The 16250-nt window shown below is 35.4% G+C and carries 20 protein-coding genes; 15 read left to right on the top strand and 5 right to left on the bottom strand.

Annotated elements, in window-relative coordinates; genetic code table 11:
* Window positions 1-2 precede the first annotated feature (2 nt).
* The 13 genes from QWZ06_RS26630 to QWZ06_RS26570 all read left to right on the top strand — a co-directional run bounded on the left by QWZ06_RS26630 (window position 3) and on the right by QWZ06_RS26570 (window position 10970).
* Entirely contained in the window at window positions 3-203 is a 201-nt protein-coding gene (locus QWZ06_RS26630) for a hypothetical protein (protein WP_290302168.1), read from the top strand.
* Window positions 188-721 (top strand): thioesterase II family protein, encoded by a 534-nt coding sequence (locus QWZ06_RS26625; protein WP_290302167.1) that lies wholly within the window; start codon window positions 188-190, stop codon window positions 719-721. The genes QWZ06_RS26630 and QWZ06_RS26625 overlap by 16 nt, the downstream gene beginning before the upstream one ends.
* 29 nt (window positions 722-750) lie before the next feature.
* Window positions 751-1974 (top strand): TCR/Tet family MFS transporter, encoded by a 1224-nt coding sequence (locus QWZ06_RS26620; protein ID WP_290302166.1) that lies wholly within the window; start codon window positions 751-753, stop codon window positions 1972-1974.
* A gap of 663 nt (window positions 1975-2637) precedes the next feature.
* On the top strand, window positions 2638-3540 hold the full coding sequence (locus tag QWZ06_RS26615; protein WP_290302165.1) for an AraC family transcriptional regulator: 903 nt from the start codon (window positions 2638-2640) through the stop codon (window positions 3538-3540).
* A gap of 195 nt (window positions 3541-3735) precedes the next feature.
* Entirely contained in the window at window positions 3736-5031 is a 1296-nt protein-coding gene (locus QWZ06_RS26610) for a TonB-dependent receptor (RefSeq protein WP_290302164.1), read from the top strand.
* Complete coding sequence (locus tag QWZ06_RS26605) at window positions 5028-5981, top strand: TonB-dependent receptor (protein WP_290302163.1); 954 nt, start codon at window positions 5028-5030, stop codon at window positions 5979-5981. Before QWZ06_RS26610 ends, QWZ06_RS26605 begins: the two co-directional genes overlap by 4 nt.
* A 48-nt stretch (window positions 5982-6029) precedes the next feature.
* Window positions 6030-6689 carry a hypothetical protein gene (locus tag QWZ06_RS26600; RefSeq protein WP_290302162.1) on the top strand — a complete coding sequence of 220 codons (660 nt, stop codon included), beginning with the start codon at window positions 6030-6032 and terminating at the stop codon, window positions 6687-6689.
* 266 nt (window positions 6690-6955) lie between these two features.
* Entirely contained in the window at window positions 6956-8287 is a 1332-nt protein-coding gene (locus QWZ06_RS26595; RefSeq protein ID WP_290302161.1) for a 2TM domain-containing protein, read from the top strand.
* Complete coding sequence (locus QWZ06_RS26590) at window positions 8271-8582, top strand: 2TM domain-containing protein (protein WP_290302160.1); 312 nt, start codon at window positions 8271-8273, stop codon at window positions 8580-8582. Before QWZ06_RS26595 ends, QWZ06_RS26590 begins: the two co-directional genes overlap by 17 nt.
* A 56-nt stretch (window positions 8583-8638) precedes the next feature.
* A complete protein-coding gene (locus QWZ06_RS26585) occupies window positions 8639-9208 on the top strand; it encodes a methyltransferase family protein (protein ID WP_290302159.1) in 570 nt (189 codons plus the stop codon).
* A gap of 372 nt (window positions 9209-9580) precedes the next feature.
* Window positions 9581-9871, top strand: a complete 291-nt coding sequence (locus tag QWZ06_RS26580) for a 2TM domain-containing protein (protein WP_290302158.1) — start codon at window positions 9581-9583, stop codon at window positions 9869-9871.
* Window positions 9872-9893: 22 nt separating this feature from the next.
* On the top strand, window positions 9894-10166 hold the full coding sequence (locus QWZ06_RS26575) for a 2TM domain-containing protein (RefSeq protein WP_290302157.1): 273 nt from the start codon (window positions 9894-9896) through the stop codon (window positions 10164-10166).
* 60 nt (window positions 10167-10226) lie between these two features.
* Window positions 10227-10970 (top strand): LytR/AlgR family response regulator transcription factor, encoded by a 744-nt coding sequence (locus QWZ06_RS26570; protein ID WP_290302156.1) that lies wholly within the window; start codon window positions 10227-10229, stop codon window positions 10968-10970.
* Window positions 10971-11064: 94 nt separating this feature from the next.
* Here QWZ06_RS26570 and QWZ06_RS26565 read toward each other — a convergent pair whose 3' ends face one another.
* From QWZ06_RS26565 to QWZ06_RS26550, 4 genes are all read right to left on the bottom strand, one after another.
* Window positions 11065-12288 (bottom strand): DUF6051 family protein, encoded by a 1224-nt coding sequence (locus tag QWZ06_RS26565; protein ID WP_290302155.1) that lies wholly within the window; start codon window positions 12286-12288, stop codon window positions 11065-11067.
* 155 nt (window positions 12289-12443) lie between these two features.
* On the bottom strand, window positions 12444-12650 hold the full coding sequence (locus QWZ06_RS26560; protein ID WP_290302154.1) for a hypothetical protein: 207 nt from the start codon (window positions 12648-12650) through the stop codon (window positions 12444-12446).
* 155 nt (window positions 12651-12805) lie between these two features.
* The gene (locus QWZ06_RS26555) at window positions 12806-13090 is read right to left on the bottom strand and encodes a hypothetical protein (protein ID WP_290302153.1); all 285 of its coding nucleotides are present in this window, start codon (window positions 13088-13090) and stop codon (window positions 12806-12808) included.
* A gap of 71 nt (window positions 13091-13161) precedes the next feature.
* Window positions 13162-13701, bottom strand: coding sequence for a hypothetical protein (locus QWZ06_RS26550; protein ID WP_290302152.1), 540 nt, complete (start codon window positions 13699-13701; stop codon window positions 13162-13164).
* Between the two features lie 114 nt (window positions 13702-13815).
* Here QWZ06_RS26550 and QWZ06_RS26545 point away from each other — a divergent pair, with 114 nt between their 5' ends.
* Complete coding sequence (locus QWZ06_RS26545; RefSeq protein ID WP_290302151.1) at window positions 13816-14556, top strand: glycine-rich domain-containing protein; 741 nt, start codon at window positions 13816-13818, stop codon at window positions 14554-14556.
* Between the two features lie 21 nt (window positions 14557-14577).
* Window positions 14578-14931 (top strand): DUF2207 domain-containing protein, encoded by a 354-nt coding sequence (locus QWZ06_RS26540; RefSeq protein ID WP_290302150.1) that lies wholly within the window; start codon window positions 14578-14580, stop codon window positions 14929-14931.
* 90 nt (window positions 14932-15021) lie between these two features.
* On the opposite strand, the gene mnmA is transcribed toward QWZ06_RS26540, so the two are convergent.
* Window positions 15022-16209 carry a tRNA 2-thiouridine(34) synthase MnmA gene (mnmA, locus tag QWZ06_RS26535; protein WP_290302149.1) on the bottom strand — a complete coding sequence of 396 codons (1188 nt, stop codon included), beginning with the start codon at window positions 16207-16209 and terminating at the stop codon, window positions 15022-15024.
* Window positions 16210-16250 lie beyond the last annotated feature (41 nt).

Below are 16250 nucleotides of genomic sequence, written 5' to 3'. Positions count from 1 at the left end.
TTATGAACAAAACATCATCAAAACCTCAGATATTTTTATTGCACTACGCAGGCGGAGATAGAAATTCCTTCCGTCCCTTAATAGAAGGATTACAATCCCATTTTCAGGTAGAAACTCCGGAACTTCCGGGAAGAGGAAACCGAATGTCAGAACATCCTTTAAAAACAAACAGGAAGCTGTTGCAGATGTGTTGGAACAGATAAAAAAAGTCAGACAGAAAGAAGTTCCTTATCTGATCTATGGACATAGCATGGGAGCTATATTAGGATTTGAAATTTGTGACGCTATGGAAAAAGAAGGCGATGTACCCGTACATTTTGTTGCGACAGGATATCCTGGGCCAGGAGTAAAAGAAACAAATCCTATTGCACATCTTCCCAAAACGGAATTTTTTGCTGAAGTAAGGAAACTGGGCGGAATTTCCGATGAGGTGATGCAATATGAAGAGTTGTTAGATTTTTTTGAACCTGTATTGAGAGGAGATTTCAGTCTTCTCGAAAATAAAAGCAATCAGATTCCCAATATAAAAATACAGACACCCATTTATGCGGTTATGGGGAAAAGCGAAAAATACGCATTGAATATAAGAAACTGGGCTAACTATACTGAAGCAGATTGTGAATGTCAGATTGTGAACGGAAACCATTTTTTTATCAATCAGAACTTTAACTATCTGTCACAGGTGATCAAAAACCTAATGAATGCTACAGCTAAAGGATAAAATATCAATTCACCCATAAAGCCAACTCTATGCCTGGAAAAAAAGAACACGCGCTGACCTTTATCTATATTACAGTTCTGATCGATATCATTGGAATAGGAGTCATTGGACCCGTATTACCAACTTTGATAACCAAACTCTCTAATACGGATAATATAAGCGTCACTGCCCAATATATCGGGTGGTTTATATCCGTATATGCTTTAATGCAGTTTCTGTTTGCCCCTGTTTTAGGAGGCTTAAGTGATCGATATGGACGCAGACCCGTTCTGTTATGCTCTCTATTGGGACTAGGAATAGATTATCTCATTCTTGCACTGGCTCCGGATATTACCTGGCTGTTTGTGGGAAGAATTATCAACGGAATTATGGGATCCAGTATGACAACAGCTGCAGCGTATATTTCGGATATCAGTACACCAGAGAAAAGAGGTCAGTATTTTGGAATTATGAGTGCCGTTGCTGGAGTAGGAATGATTATTGGTCCTCTCATTGGTGGTATCCTCGGCCAATATGGAGAAAGAATTCCTTTTTATGCCGCTGCCGGATTAAGCCTGCTTAATCTTATTTATGGATTTTTTGTACTGCCCGAATCATTATCAGCAAGCAATCGTCGTCCGTTTTCCTGGAAAACAGCCAATCCGATTGGGGTTATAAAAAGCTTGAATAAAAAAATATTAGCTCCTGCATTTATCGTCGCTTTTATTTTGATTGCTTTGGCAGGACATTCCGTACAAAGTTCCTGGAGTGTATATGTAATAGATAAATTCAACTGGAAAGAAAATATGATAGGCTATTCAATGGGATTTCTGGGATTACTAATGATTATCTTTCAAGGAGGATTGATTGGGCTCTTTATCAATAAACTGGGACAGAAGAAATCAGTAGTTATTTTCCTGACATTCTTTTGCCTGAGCATGCTGTTCTTCGGAATTGCTAATAAAGGCTGGATGATGTTTGTTGTCATTGCGATGTATGCTCTCGGAGGAATGGCTTCTCCTATACTTCAGGCGATGATTTCCTCAAAAGTCCCGGATAATCAACAAGGATTATTACAGGGCGGGCTTACCAGTATTCTCAGTTTAACCTCTATTTTTGGTCCTTTGCTGATGACTTGGGTATTTGCTTATTTTACTTCTCCTCGCTCATCCGTTTCTTACAGCGGTGCCCCTTTTATTTTAGGCGCTGTTTTAGCAGTAATTGGCAGCTGTTGTATATACTTCGCGATGAGAAAAGATAAAGAATTGAAATAGGTAAATAATTATACAAATGTAAGATAATCAGTCTCTTATATTGTAAAAAGAAGCTTTGGCTATCCATCCGCTTCATCAAATCAACGCAGTTGATTGCATCTTAGCCTCCTAAAAATAAAGCGCAATAAAAATAAAGCTTTGCGTCTAAAAAAATAGAGTAAGTTTACAAACCTAACAGGTCTCAAAGACCTGTTAGGTTTTGATAATTTATCCGCTTCATCAAATCAACGCAGTTGAATTCATCTTAGCCTCGTAAAAATAAAGCGCAATAAAAATAAAGCTTTGCGTCTAAAAAAATAGAGTAAGTTTACAAACCTAACAGGTCTCAAAGACCTGTTAGGTTTTGATAATTCATCTGCTTCATCAAATGAACGCAGTTGATTGCATCCTTAGCCTCCTAAAAATAAAACGCAATGAAAATAAAGCTTTGCGTCTAAAAAAATAGAGTAAGTTTACAAACCTAACAGGTCTCAAAGACCTGTTAGGTTTTGATAATTCATCCGCTTCATCAAATCAACGCAGTTGATTCCATCCTTAGTCTCCTAAAAATAAAACGCAATGAAAACAAACCTTTGCGTTTAAAAAAAAGCATCACTATTTAGCAATAAAAGACAACTGAAGTGAACTCAGGATCAATACCTTTGTTCTCCTACATCTTTTATTTTGGAAGCATATAAAAAACGGATTGTAAAAACCATACAATATATCGATGCGAACCTTGACGCTGATCTCTCCCTGGAAAAAATGGCAGAGATCAGTGCCTATTCGCCGTTTCATTTTCACAGAATATTCAAGCTGATTACAGGAGAAACCCTTCAGAACTATATTATCAGGAGAAAAATAGAAAAAAGTGCCTTTCTTCTGGCGGTAAAAAAAGAGATAGAGATCAAGGAAATTTACTTTGATCTTGGCTTTTCCAATCACTCTGTTTTCAGCAAAACCTTTAAAAAATACTACGGACTTCCACCTTCCGAATTCCGTAAAACAGCCCCCGAAGCATTTCACAAGATTTTACAAACACAAAGCAAGAATGGACAAATTGATACGGTTTTCAGCCAATACATTTGCACTATTGAAAACCTATTAAACTGGACAACAATGAATTTAAAAATTGAAGTAAAAGAAATGCCGGAAATGAATCTGGCAGCAGTAATGAGCCTTGGGATTGCGAATGTAGAACCTTCTTACAATGTTCTGATAGATTGGGCGAAGACCAAACAACTGTTTCCCCGGGAAGATGTAAAAATGATCTCCGTGTATCATGACAGTTTTAAAGTAACCCCGCCGGATAAAGTAAGAATTCATGCGTGTATGCTATTGGATGAAAAACTGAAAGAATCTTCAGGAGAGGTTTTTTCAGAAACCATAGAGTCTGGAAAATTTATTGTAGGAAGTGGAGAAGTTACCCTTAACGATTTTGAGCAATGCTGGGTATCCTTGTTTTTGTGGATGAATGAACATAACTATTCCACAAGAAGAACTTTCCCGTTTGAGATCTATCATACCAACTTTAAAGAACACCCAGAAGGGAAAATGATCGTGGATTTCTGCATCCCGATTCAGTAATTAATACTGGATGCTTTAAACAGAAAGGAATAAAGACAATAGATATTCGTCATTACTACTAACAGTAACTTCCAGCCTCCTTTCTTCCAGCTTCCAGCCTTTTTTACCATTCAGTAACCAAAGACTGCCTTTCAGTAATATTTTTTTTACAGAAAGGCATTTACCGTAGTACTTTTGATCCAGAAATTAATAACCATGAAAATACAAGGACATAAAATACTTCTTCTGTTAGCTCTGATAGCCTTTAGTCTGGGTTATTCTCAGATAAAGATTTCAGGAAAAGTAACCTTTAAAAACAAAGGTATAAGTGAAGTAAATGTCACCTTAAAAGATACTTATGATGGAGCAACTACAGATGCACAGGGTAATTTTTCTTTTGAAACTTCAGAAAAAGGAAGTCATAAAATAACTTTTACCCATCCCAAATATGAAGAAATTGAAAAAGTAATTACTATTGAAAATCAGGATGTTGCAATTAATGCAGACCTTAAAGAGCAAATTAGTGAAATTGATGCTGTAGTGGTTTCTGCAGGTTCTATAGAAGCGAGTGATAGAAAAAGAGCAACGGCATTACTTACTCCTCTCGATATTTATACCACAGCAGGAGCAGACGGACAGATAACATCAGCTTTAACCTATCTTCCCGGGGTACAAAAAGTAGGGGAGTCTGAAGGACTTTTCATCAGAGGAGGTACCGCTTCCGAATCTAAGATTTTTATGGATGGAAGCCTTATCAATAATTACTTTTCAAACTCTATTCCGGGGATTGCAGGAAGAGATCAGTTCAATACTTCACTTTTTAAAGGGAATATTTTTTCAAGTGGTGGATATTCAGCGTTATATGGGCAGGCTCTTTCAGGAGCATTGATGTTGGAAAGCGTTGACCTTCCGGATCAGAGCTCTTACAACTTTGGTGTTTCTCCCATTTTTTTGAGTGGCGGGTTTCAAAAGCTGGGTGAACAAAAAAACTATTCATACGGTGCTTCAGCAGGGTATTCTTTACTAAGTCTGATGCAGAAGGTTTTCAATTTTAATACAGACTTTATTGATGCTCCACAGGGATTGAACGGTGATGCTAATTTTAGATTCAAAACAAAATCAGGAGGGTTTTTTAAATATTATGGAATGTTTAATACCAATAAAATGGGAGTAAAAACAGAAAGTCTGGAGCCGGGATATGAATTTGGACTGGTGAGATTAAAAGGTAAAACGATGTATCATAACCTCTCTTTCAGACAAAAATTTGGAAAATACTTGCTGAATGTAGGTGGATCTTACTCTTATAATCAATCGGATCTTAATTTTTCTACAGAAACCAAAGAGGTAGAAGATAATCATACCCAATTATTGACAGATGGAAATTATGTGAACTTCAAAACAGTCCTTGAAAGAAAGATTAACAAAATCAGTGCTTTAAGAGGAGGTTTTGAACTGAATAATACCAATGAAAATCTGAATTTGAAAGTGTTCAGAAACATTATAAAGACTTGATTTCTTCAGCATTTATAGAAACGGATCTGGGGTTTAGTAATGCTCTGTCTGCAAAGATCGGAGTGAGAGCAGAAACCTCATCTTACTTGGGTAAAAGTAATATAGCACCGCGTTTTGCACTGGCATACAGACTTTCCGATAAATGGACTACTAATGTAGCGTATGGAATTTTTTATCAGAATCCGGAAAGTAAATACATCAACGGGCCTGCTGATCTGGGTTTTCAGAAATCACAACATTATATTTTCCAACTTTTGAGAAGTTCAGAAGGAAGAAGCCTGCGTTTTGAAGCTTTTTATAAAAAATATGACCAGCTTATTAAAACCTACAATATTCTGCCGGGGAATCAACAAAGTCAACAGATCCAGACAGCTCTCAATAATGATGGGTACGGATATGCAAAAGGCCTGGAATTATTTTGGAGAGACAACAAAAAGACATTTAAAAATATAGATTACTGGATTACGTATTCTTTTTTGGATTCAAAAAGAGACTTCATCAACTATCCGGTAAGCTTAAAACCAGGTTTTGCTGCAGAACATACCCTGTCGGCAGTGGTGAAAAGATTCATTCCGGAATGGAAACTAGGGGTAAATTTATCCTATACTTATGCTAAAGGTCGCCCATATTATGATATTGCCACAGAAATTAAAAACGGAGAATCTGTTAATTATACCAGAAATGAAGGCAGACTTAAAGATTACAATGCTTTGAATATTAGCTTTAATTATGTTCCCAGCATCGGAAAAAAAGATGCAAAATCATTTACCGTGTTTGTGCTAAGTATTTCAAATGTTCTTGGATCTAAAAATGTATATGGATACAATTTTTCAACAGACGGATCAAGAAACTCTGCTGTAGTTCCTCCGGTAAATACGTTTGTCTTTGTAGGTGCCTTTTTCAGTTTTGGAGTCGATAAAACAGAAGATGCCATCAATAATAATTTATAAAAACATAACTTCGAATAAACAATCAACCAACTTTTAAAATTTGATATCATGAAAAAATACCTTTTAAGCTTTGCTTTAGTTCTAATGAGTTTAACTGCTTTTGCACAGACAGATTATGAAAAAATAATGGCTGAAAAAATTGCAAAAATAGAAACCTGTAAAACCCCTGAAGATTTTCAGGCATTGTCTAATGATTTCCAGAGAATAGGCAGCAAAGAAAGCTCACAATGGCTTCCTCCATATTATGCTGCATTTTCGCAAATTCAAAAAGGAAGGGTAATGATGAGAAATGGGAATACCCAGGATCTGGATGGAGTGGCAGCACAGGCTGAAAAATATCTGGGAACTGCACAAAGCCTTGCTGGAGGAGATAATGCTGAGATTCATCTGCTGAAAAAGATGGCTTACTCTTTAAGAATGATGGTTAATCCGCAGCAACGTTTCATGACAGATGGAGCAAGGGCTTCCGAAGAACTCACCAGAGCTGAAAAATTAGATCCATCAAACCCAAGAATTACTCTTATTAAAGCTGAAGATATCTATTTTACCCCTGAACAGTATGGAGGAAGTAAGAGCAAAGGGATGGAAATGTTCAAGGATGCTGTCTCAAAATTTAATGCCTATAAGCCTAAAACGGCATTAGATCCAAACTGGGGAAAGGCTGAAGCAGAATACTTTATGAGTCTGCCAATTGAAGGCACAAAATAATTTATTTAATATTCTTAATTATGAAAAGTACCATAGTCATGTGGTACTTTTTTAATATAAAAATCTAAGCGTATTTGGGCATTCTAAATCGGTTAAATATGAATATTTTTCAAATGAATAATGTTGATTTAAAACAAAATTCTGTTAGAGAGCAGTGTATTCAATTATTCCAACAGATGCGATTCAGCGATAAAAACGAACCCTTCGGTAAGAAATAATTTTGGATACCTTTAATAAAAGCTATTTTTGAACCAAGAAAACGAATCATGAAACGTAAGGGTATTATAACAATGTTTGGGATTTCATTCATCGTCTCTATGTTTTTCTTTTTTGCCTTCACAGAAGAGAAAAACCTGGAAAACTTTGTGCTGACCATACTCATTTCTCTTCTTTATACTTTTGTCCTGGGAGGCGGAAACGGACTGCTCAACGGATTCCTGAACAAGAGGTTTCCCTGGTCTGATGAAACATCCAAAAGAGCAGTAATAAGTATTATTTCCGTTATTATTGTCAATATTATATTGGTCTATTTTTGTAATTATATCAATTTTGTATTGATTCAGAAGGCAGCGACTACAGAAGAATATTTTTCCGGGAAATATAACTTTGCCAACTGGTTTACCATCAACATAGCATTGCTTGTTTCGGCTTTTCTTCACGCAAAGAATTTTATGCAGGAGCTGAAGAAGACTTCCAGAAAAGAAGTCGTAGAACAAAAACTTATCGCAAAATCTGCCAATGCCCAGTTTGAAAGTTTAAAGAACCAGCTGGATCCGCATTTTCTTTTTAATTCTTTAAATGTTTTAAGCTCTCTAATTGACGAAAATCCACAACAGGCACAAAAGTTTACCGCTTCAATGTCAAAGATTTATCGATATGTACTTGAACAGAAGGATAAAGAACTGGTAACCGTGGAAGATGAGATAGAATTTGCCAAAACGTATTGCGATCTTTTGAAAACAAGATTCGAAGACAGTGTGGATTTTACTTTTGATGTGAAAAAAGAAGACTATAGAAAATTTGTAGTACCTCTGTCCTTGCAGCTTCTGTTGGAAAACTGTATCAAGCACAATTTTGCGACCTCATCAAAACCATTGGTCATTAGAATCTTTGCCGAAAATGATATTCTTTGTATTGAGAACAATCTGCAGGTAAGAGAACAGATCAAAGAAAGCTCAGGAATCGGTTTGGCGAATATTGTACAACGGTATTCCCTGCTTACCAAAAGGAATGTGTTCATTGAAAAATCTGAGGATTACTTTAAAGTAAAGCTTCCGATGTTAGCCAATAAACCTAATATTGTCAGTGAAAAACAAGATGATGACTTTAAAGCCTACAAAAAAGCACAGAAGAGAATGAAAGAGATCAAAGATTTTTATATCAACCTGATTTCGTATTGTATTGTCATTCCCTTTTTAATCTTTATTAATTTTTTTACCAAAAGCTCATTTCACTGGTTTTGGTTTCCGGTATTGGGGTGGGGAATTGGACTGGCTTCACATGCTTTCCAGGTTTTTGGTGTAGGAGAATCCTGGCAGGAAAAAAAGATTCGCGAAATTATGAACAATCAAAAAAATAGAAATGATGGAAACATTTGATGAAAATGATATTCAATATCAGAAAGCAAAAAGATACGTTGAGAAATTGAGAGGTTTTTATGCGCATTTATTTGTTTATATCGCCATTAATGTGATAATTGTTTTTTACAATTATTCTCATCTAAAACCTGGAGAGAGTTATTTTGAATTTAAAAATTTCTTTACACTCACATTCTGGGGCATTGGACTATTAGCTCATGCTGCAACTGTTTTCTTGTCAAAAAGCAGCTATCTGCACAATTGGGAAGAAAAAAAGATTCAGGAACTGATGAAAAAAGAGAAGAAAGATTTGTAAGCTCTCCCTATTTTTCCTTGAATTTTGAATTGAAAACCTTTTAAATAGTAATCAAAATGAAAGCTTTACACATTCTTTATATAGTCTCTATGATTGCTTGGTTTCTCAGTGAGTTTCTGTATAAGAACATGCTGAAATCCGGTAAAGAAGATAAAAAAGGAAAAGATAAATCTACCCTCAATATTCTGTGGCTGGCCATTCCTTTTTCCATTGCTGCGGCAGTAGCGGTTTCCAATCTATCAACACTGCCCATAGCCCATGGAAACTGGATCATGTATTGTGGGGAAGCTCTTATTCTTATCGGGATTATCTTCCGTTTCATCATTATCAGATCTTTAGGGAAATATTTTACGGTAGATGTGACCATCAAAGAAGATCATAAAATCAAAAAAGAGGGGTTCTATAAATATTTGAGACATCCATCGTATGCATTTTCCCTGCTTACCTCATTAGGACTTGGATTATATCTCAATAACTGGCTGTCACTGATCTTTGCCTTCGTGCCTCCATTTTTAGCCTTTGCCTACAGAATTAAAATAGAAGAACAGGCTCTTGTAGAACAATTTGGTGAGGAGTACATCGAGTACAGAAGAACAACAAAAAAACTGATTCCGTTTATCTACTGACATTCTTAATTCACAAGCATTCTTTTACATTATTCAATAATAGATACAGATAAATTATTTGTATTCAGCCTATAAGCCTATGTCCCTATGTGGTATAAAAAAAATTAACCACATAGGGACATAGATCATATTGCTAAAATTTATTTTGTTGAGAATCTTCGAATTCCTTGCATGTTGGCATTTTCTACCGTGTAGTATCAAGGAAATTTCAGTTTTTTATACCCCATTTAATTTCATAAAATTTATTACTCCTTCATTTTTTACCATTCGGGAAGCATAATCTACCGTTCGGTCATATAAAATTGATTTGAGGCTCTTTTCCGCCATACATTTGAATCAAGAAAAACAAATCAACCTTTAAAAAATTAAAAAATGGAAACTTTTAATAAAGAAACAACTGCTTACGAAAGAGCATCAAAAAGAGTAAAAGAATTGAAAGAGTTCTACGGGAATATTTCTTCTTACTGTATTGTCATCTCCTTTTTAGCTTTTCTCAACCTTATGACTTCTCCCGAATATTTATGGTTCTTATGGCCAATGCTGGGCTGGGGGATCGGTATCGCATTTCATGCCGTAAATGTTTTTGGAATTGGAAAAACCTGGGAAGAGAAAAAGATCAAAGAACTGATGGCTGAGGAGAAAGGAAAGATTAAAACATTATAATAACTCAAAAAAACAATATATCATGGATTATAACAGAGCATACGACAGAGTTCAGCAGTTGAAAAAATTCTATAAAAACCTGATGTGGTTTGGAATTATATCTGTAATTATTATTGGAGATGACTGGTTTAATGACGAACTGCGTTATCAGATCTTCGGCGGACATTTACTTTTAGGAATCTGGGCATTGATTCTGGTGATGAAAGCTACCTCATTATTTATTTTTAATGATGAATGGGAAAAAGGAATCATCGAAAAAGAAGCAGGAAAAAATAAAAAAACAATTGACTTTTAAACCTGATTATTTTTTGTCTAATTTTATTTCTCAAATTTTAAAACTAAAACGATTAGCTCAATGATCAAAACAGTCATTATCGAAGATGAAAAACCCGCTTCAAGAAAACTAGAGAGAATGTTAAGTAACTTTCCTGATATTGAAGTCATTGCCAAAATAGAATCAGTAGAAGAGGGAGTTGCCTGGTTTTCTGAAAATGAGCATCCGCAGCTGATCTTTTCAGATATTGTTCTTGGAGACGGATTGTCATTCGATATCTTTGAAAAAGTTCCTACAAAAGGCTTTATCATTTATACGACTGCATTTGATCAATACACCCTAAAAGCTTTTAAATTAAATAGTATCGATTACCTGTTAAAACCAATTCTTGAAGAAGATCTTTCAGGAGCCGTTGAAAAATTTAAGTCCTTTATTCCTTCCAATAATGATATCGGCTCTCAGGATATCAAACAATTGATCAGAAAAGAAAAATCTATTCTTTCAAGAGTGTTGGTGAAAATAGGATACAATCTGAAAATTGTTCAGACTCAGGAAATCAGTTGCTTTTTCAGTGAAAATAAGATTGTATATCTTCAGACCGATGATCGCTCTTACCCCTCAGATTTTACGTTAGATGAACTGGAAGACATCTTGGATGATAAAAAGTTTTTCCGAGCCAACAGACAGTTTATTATCAATTCTGACTACATTAAGAATATTCATACTTCACCTTATTACAAAGTAGAACTTGAATTTCAGCCTCAGGAAGAAATTACCGTTAGCCGGGATCGTGTCAAAGATTTCAAAGATTGGCTGGTAAGCTAAACCGGAGCATTTTATACTCTAAACCCTAAAAAACATAACCATGGATCTTATTCTTTTACTTTTCAGACTTTTTCTCTCTATTTTCTCATGATGATCAGGAATAAAAATCACTGGCAGATTTTGTAAACTGATGAAAGGCTTCTGTTATTTCAGTCTTGTGCTTATGCGTCAATGGAAATGGAACCATATGAGAATACTCAAAAGGGAAATCCTGTATCTCAACCTCTACATTGATGTTTCTATATCCGCCCTGCAGCGTATTTAAGGCTTCTATGGGAGGAGCTACATTATCTTTTTCTAAAACATAAGCCTTTATCTGAGAATGAATATCTTGAATTCGTTCCTCTCTTTCCCTTTGGAAATAATTATATCGGAGCATTTTTTTGAACCAGCTTTCCTGCGGGTGAAGCTCATCATCCTGATAATGTTTCAATCTATGATCAAACTTAAAATCAGAACTCAGTAATTCTGTAAAGACAGACTGCATTTTAATCGTAGCCTGGGAATCCATGATATATTTTGAAATTGGGAACATACGGTCAATAGTCATACCTCCACAAAAGCAAAAAACTTTAGATTGGGCAAAAAAGCCATACGGATCTGCCATTTTAATGATCATGGAAAGAAAAGAACCAATGGAATATCCAAATAGATCCAGTTTTGCATCTGGAGCAATGCTTTTAATTGTATGGCCTTTAATTTCCTTTACAACTTCAATAATATCTGAATAGGTTTGTAATCCTGACCAGAAAATTCGTTGCGGATGAGCCTCCAATCTGGAACTTGTGGCAGCATTTACATAAGAAAAATGAGTGTTCTCAGGATATTTTTCCTTTCTGAACTTGACAATTTCTGTCATTTGGTGACGATCACTCCACACCGCTTCAGCACGATCCATATGAAAGGCAATCGGAAACAACATAACTGCTTTACGAGTTTTCTGAGCCAATTCATAGGCCCATGGAAGATACTTATCCCATTTCTTTTCATTCAGTCCATGGAAAAAAATAATACAGCCATCAGCAGTTTTTACGTCAGCTCTTTTGAGAATATGGTATTCAAACTTTTTATTGCATTCAATATCAAAATCTTTGATATCTATTGAAGGCTGATCATAGAGCAGATAGGCATTTTCATTAATTTTCAAAGGGTGATGATGTTTGGGACAATCCAGATTATCAGAACCATACAACACATCCGAAACCTTGGATTCAAAAGGAACAGATTCAATGGTAACATTCAAATCTTTGATTTCCACAATGCCTCTTCCGGAATCAAAATGGCTTTTCAAAACTTCATACAATTCATAATATTCCATAGCAATAGCATTGAGAGTTCATATTTAGAACACTTAAATTATGAAAATATTGCGGTAAAGTGTTGATTTTTAAAGACTAAAAGTATTCCAGGCATAAGATCAATAAAAATAAACCCGAAACAGGAATGTTCCGGGCAGATATGGTAAATAGATATTTATATTTTATTTTTTTCATCAGTTTTGGTTCCGTATTTCTGAACCATCACTGAAGTAAGTGCTACCAGAATGATACTGATAAAAAGTTCTGATTTTTCCGGGTGATAGATCTCCTGATAAATATTATATCCTAAAAGAAGAGATACGATGAAGATCAAAACATTGTTTGCAAATACATACTGATTGTTGGTGGTTGAAGTTTTCATAATGATATTTTTTATTGTTATTTACTCAGTAAGTATCGTCATTTAAAATACGTTACAGAAAAATTTTAAAAAAAATAAAAATACCTTCTCACTATCCTCACTCTTTATTTCTCACACTTAATATCCTGAACCTAGCATCTCGTATCTGCACTCACTTACCTATAATCAATCCTGTTGGATTCAGTATCTTCAAGCTGTTTAAGAATCGTTTCCGGAATCTCATCACTGTCGATGGGCAGGCTGATAGAATCAGAAATGAAATTTTTTCGGTCAGCCTTACGGAAAATCTCAAAGAGAGCAATAGGTTCCTGATTGAAACTGATACAAGTGCTGATGAAATGAAGCTCATGAAGTTTATAATCCGGATTTTTCAGTTTTTCCTTACTGTCTTTTATCCTTGATATAAAATGCCTTTGTCGGATAAAAGTATTACTGTTCATAATGATAAAAACGTAATCAGAATAAGCGGTTACCTTACCGAAGTACTTATGGTGATCCCCGCCGCTTCTTTCTATAAATATTCTCCGGTGGTTTCAGACTTATAGATTTCCATGGCAGAGCGCCAGATCCGGTCTTCCTTTGCCTGAGTAGGATTCTCCGGAAGATTTCTGTTATAGGAATACCAACAGCCTACGAGACGATCCAGAAGAGCCGTATTCTGCTTCACATTATTCATGTCAATCTTAAGATCATTAAAGTTAAAGGCTTCCGTATTGGAATTGATAAAATCAATATAATTTGAATACCCTAATACTTTGACGATCTGGCTTAATTTGGCAAGATTGGGTCGACTTAAAACCGCATTTTCATTCTGACTGAATTTTTTTAGTTTATTGATGATCAGATGTTCGTAGAGATAGTTAGTTCCCAGAAGATCAGGATCCTTCTTTATTTCTTTTTCCGAATGTTCCTGGACGATAAGCTCATTAAGTTCAGCACAGATGTAAGACCATTCGGTTTTGGTAACATCTTCCCAATGATTTTTCTTTAAAAAATGCTGACTTAAGAAATTCATCAGCTTCTCAAGATGCAATATGTCTTCCTTTTTCATAGTGTGATTTTGTAAGACTAATTTAAGATTTTTATCAAACTAAATAAGATTTTTGAAAGACTTTTATATTTTAAAATCCATTGATATTTGAGTAGAAAAACAAAAGAAAAAACAATGGAAACAAAAATGTTATTAAAAGATGAGTCCCTTTGGAGCAGAATTCAGGGATTCTCACTGGATGCTTCTGATGCTGATTTTCCTTTTTCGAAAAAACTGGCAAAAGAAGAAAATTGGAGTCTGGACTTTACCAGAAAAGCCATCGAAGAGTATAAAAAATTTGTCTATCTCTGCTGTATTCTTCCCAAAGGAGCTTCTCCAAGTGAAATTGTAGATAAAGTATGGCATATGCATTTGATTTATACGCAGAATTACTGGGAAGAGTTTTGTCCGAATATTTTAAAAAGATCCCTGCATCATCATCCTTCAAAGGGAGGAAGTAATGAAAAGGTTAAACATCAGAATTGGTTTACAGAAACCTTGAACAATTATAAAGATATTTTCCAGTCTGAAGCCCCTGAGGAAATCTGGATACAAGAGAAGCCTTCTGAAAATATAAAAAGCAAGTCACAAATATGGAAATGGATTCCATTCCTGATTTTAATCTTAATGTTGAGTTCCTGCCTTGGAGAAGTGATAATTACTATGGGTTCTATCTTCCTTTCCTTTGCAGGAATTATCATTTTTGGAGCGATCGTAGCTTTCATTAAAGAGATTAAAGTTAAAAATGAAGGAAATTCCGGGTCAGATAGTGGGGGAAATAGTAGTTGCCGCGGAGGAAGCAGTTGTAGTGGGGGAAGTAGCTGTGGCGGAGGCTGCGGTGGTGGATGTGGAGGCTGCGGTGGTTGTGGTGGATAAAAAATAATAATAAAAAGAATCATGAAAAAGCTAATCATTCATTCTATACCTGTTGCAATAAGTTTTACATGGCTTGTTATTGAATGTCAAACATTCAATCCAATTGCATTAAAAGGGCCGGATTTTTTAAAATTCTATTTGATTCTGGTTTTTGGATTCTACCTCTCAGTTCTTATTTTAAAATCATTTGGAGAAACCGTTTCACAGGCCACCTTTTATTTTTTGATGCTTATTGGCGGTTTAGGAGTTGTTAAACTGATCCGGGGAATTATGTTGGGAAAACCAATAGGATTCTTAATGATGATCTTAATTCTGGAACTGATTGTAATGTTCTTGCTAATAGCCTCTAAGGCCGGGAACGAGTTTAAAAAATAATTTAATTTCAAAACAAACCCGAAACAAAAATGCTTCGGGCTTTATATCATTAAATATTGCTATTAATTTTGTCTGATTCTATACTTTGGATTAAGAAATTACACCGCTTCCAATCAGTTCTTCATCAATATACCATGAAGCAAACTGTCCTTCAGCAATAGCAGATTGAGGTTCTTCAAACTCAACATAAAAATCGTTTTCAAACTGATATAGAGTTGCTTTTTGTAGAGATTGTCTGTATCTGAATCTGGCCATTACCTCCATAGATTCTCCGTTTTGAAGTTTCATATCCTCACGAACCCAGTGAAGTTCAGAATTATCTATTTTTAAAGCTTTCTTGTAAAGGCCTGGAAAATGACTTCCTTCTCCCACAAAAATAATATTGTTTTCCATGTCTCTGGAAACGATAAAACAACTTTCTTTATGGCCACCAATTCCCAATCCTCTGCTTTGTCCGATCGTGAAAAATTGAGCACCCTGATGCTTTCCAATTACTTTTCCGTCCGCTTTTTTATAATTGATCTTTCTGGATAAGAAGCTAAGTTCTTCTTCTTTATTAGAAAATTCAGGAGTTTCTTCAGCAAACAAAGGGGAATCTTTGAAAATCTCTACAATTTCTCCTTCATTTGGCTTCAATTGCTGTTGCAAAAACTGAGGAAGACTTACCTTTCCGATAAAACATAATCCCTGAGAATCTTTTTTATCAGCAGTTACTAATCCAATTTCCTTAGCAATCTCCCTCACCTGAGGTTTGGTAAGTTCACCGATAGGGAATAAAGCTTTTGACAATTGATCCTGGCTTAGCTGGCAAAGGAAATAAGACTGATCCTTATTATTATCCTTTCCTGCCAAAAGGTGGAAGATTTCTTTTCCGTTTTCATCAACAGTAGAATCTACTCTTGCATAATGTCCTGTAGCCACCTTATCAGCACCTAAAGACATTGCGGTCTTCATAAAAACATCGAATTTTACCTCTCTGTTACACAAAACATCAGGATTCGGAGTTCTTCCTTTCTGATATTCATCGAACATATAATCAACGATACGTTCCTTATAAAGTTCACTCATATCAATTACCTGGAAAGGAATTCCAAGTTTTTGAGCCACCATAAGGGCATCATTGCTGTCCTCAATCCATGGACATTCATCTTCTAATGTTACCGAAGCATCATTCCAGTTTCTCATAAACAAAGCCACTACTTCATGACCTTGCTGTTGTAGCAAATGTGCTGTAACACTTGAATCTACACCTCCGGAGAGGCCTACTACTACTTTCATTGTATTTCAATTTTACGAAACTCTTAACGGGAGTTCTTAGT

Source organism: Chryseobacterium tructae, assembly GCF_030409875.1.
Lineage (GTDB): Bacteria > Bacteroidota > Bacteroidia > Flavobacteriales > Weeksellaceae > Chryseobacterium > Chryseobacterium tructae.
This window is presented reverse-complemented; position numbering and strand designations above follow the sequence as displayed.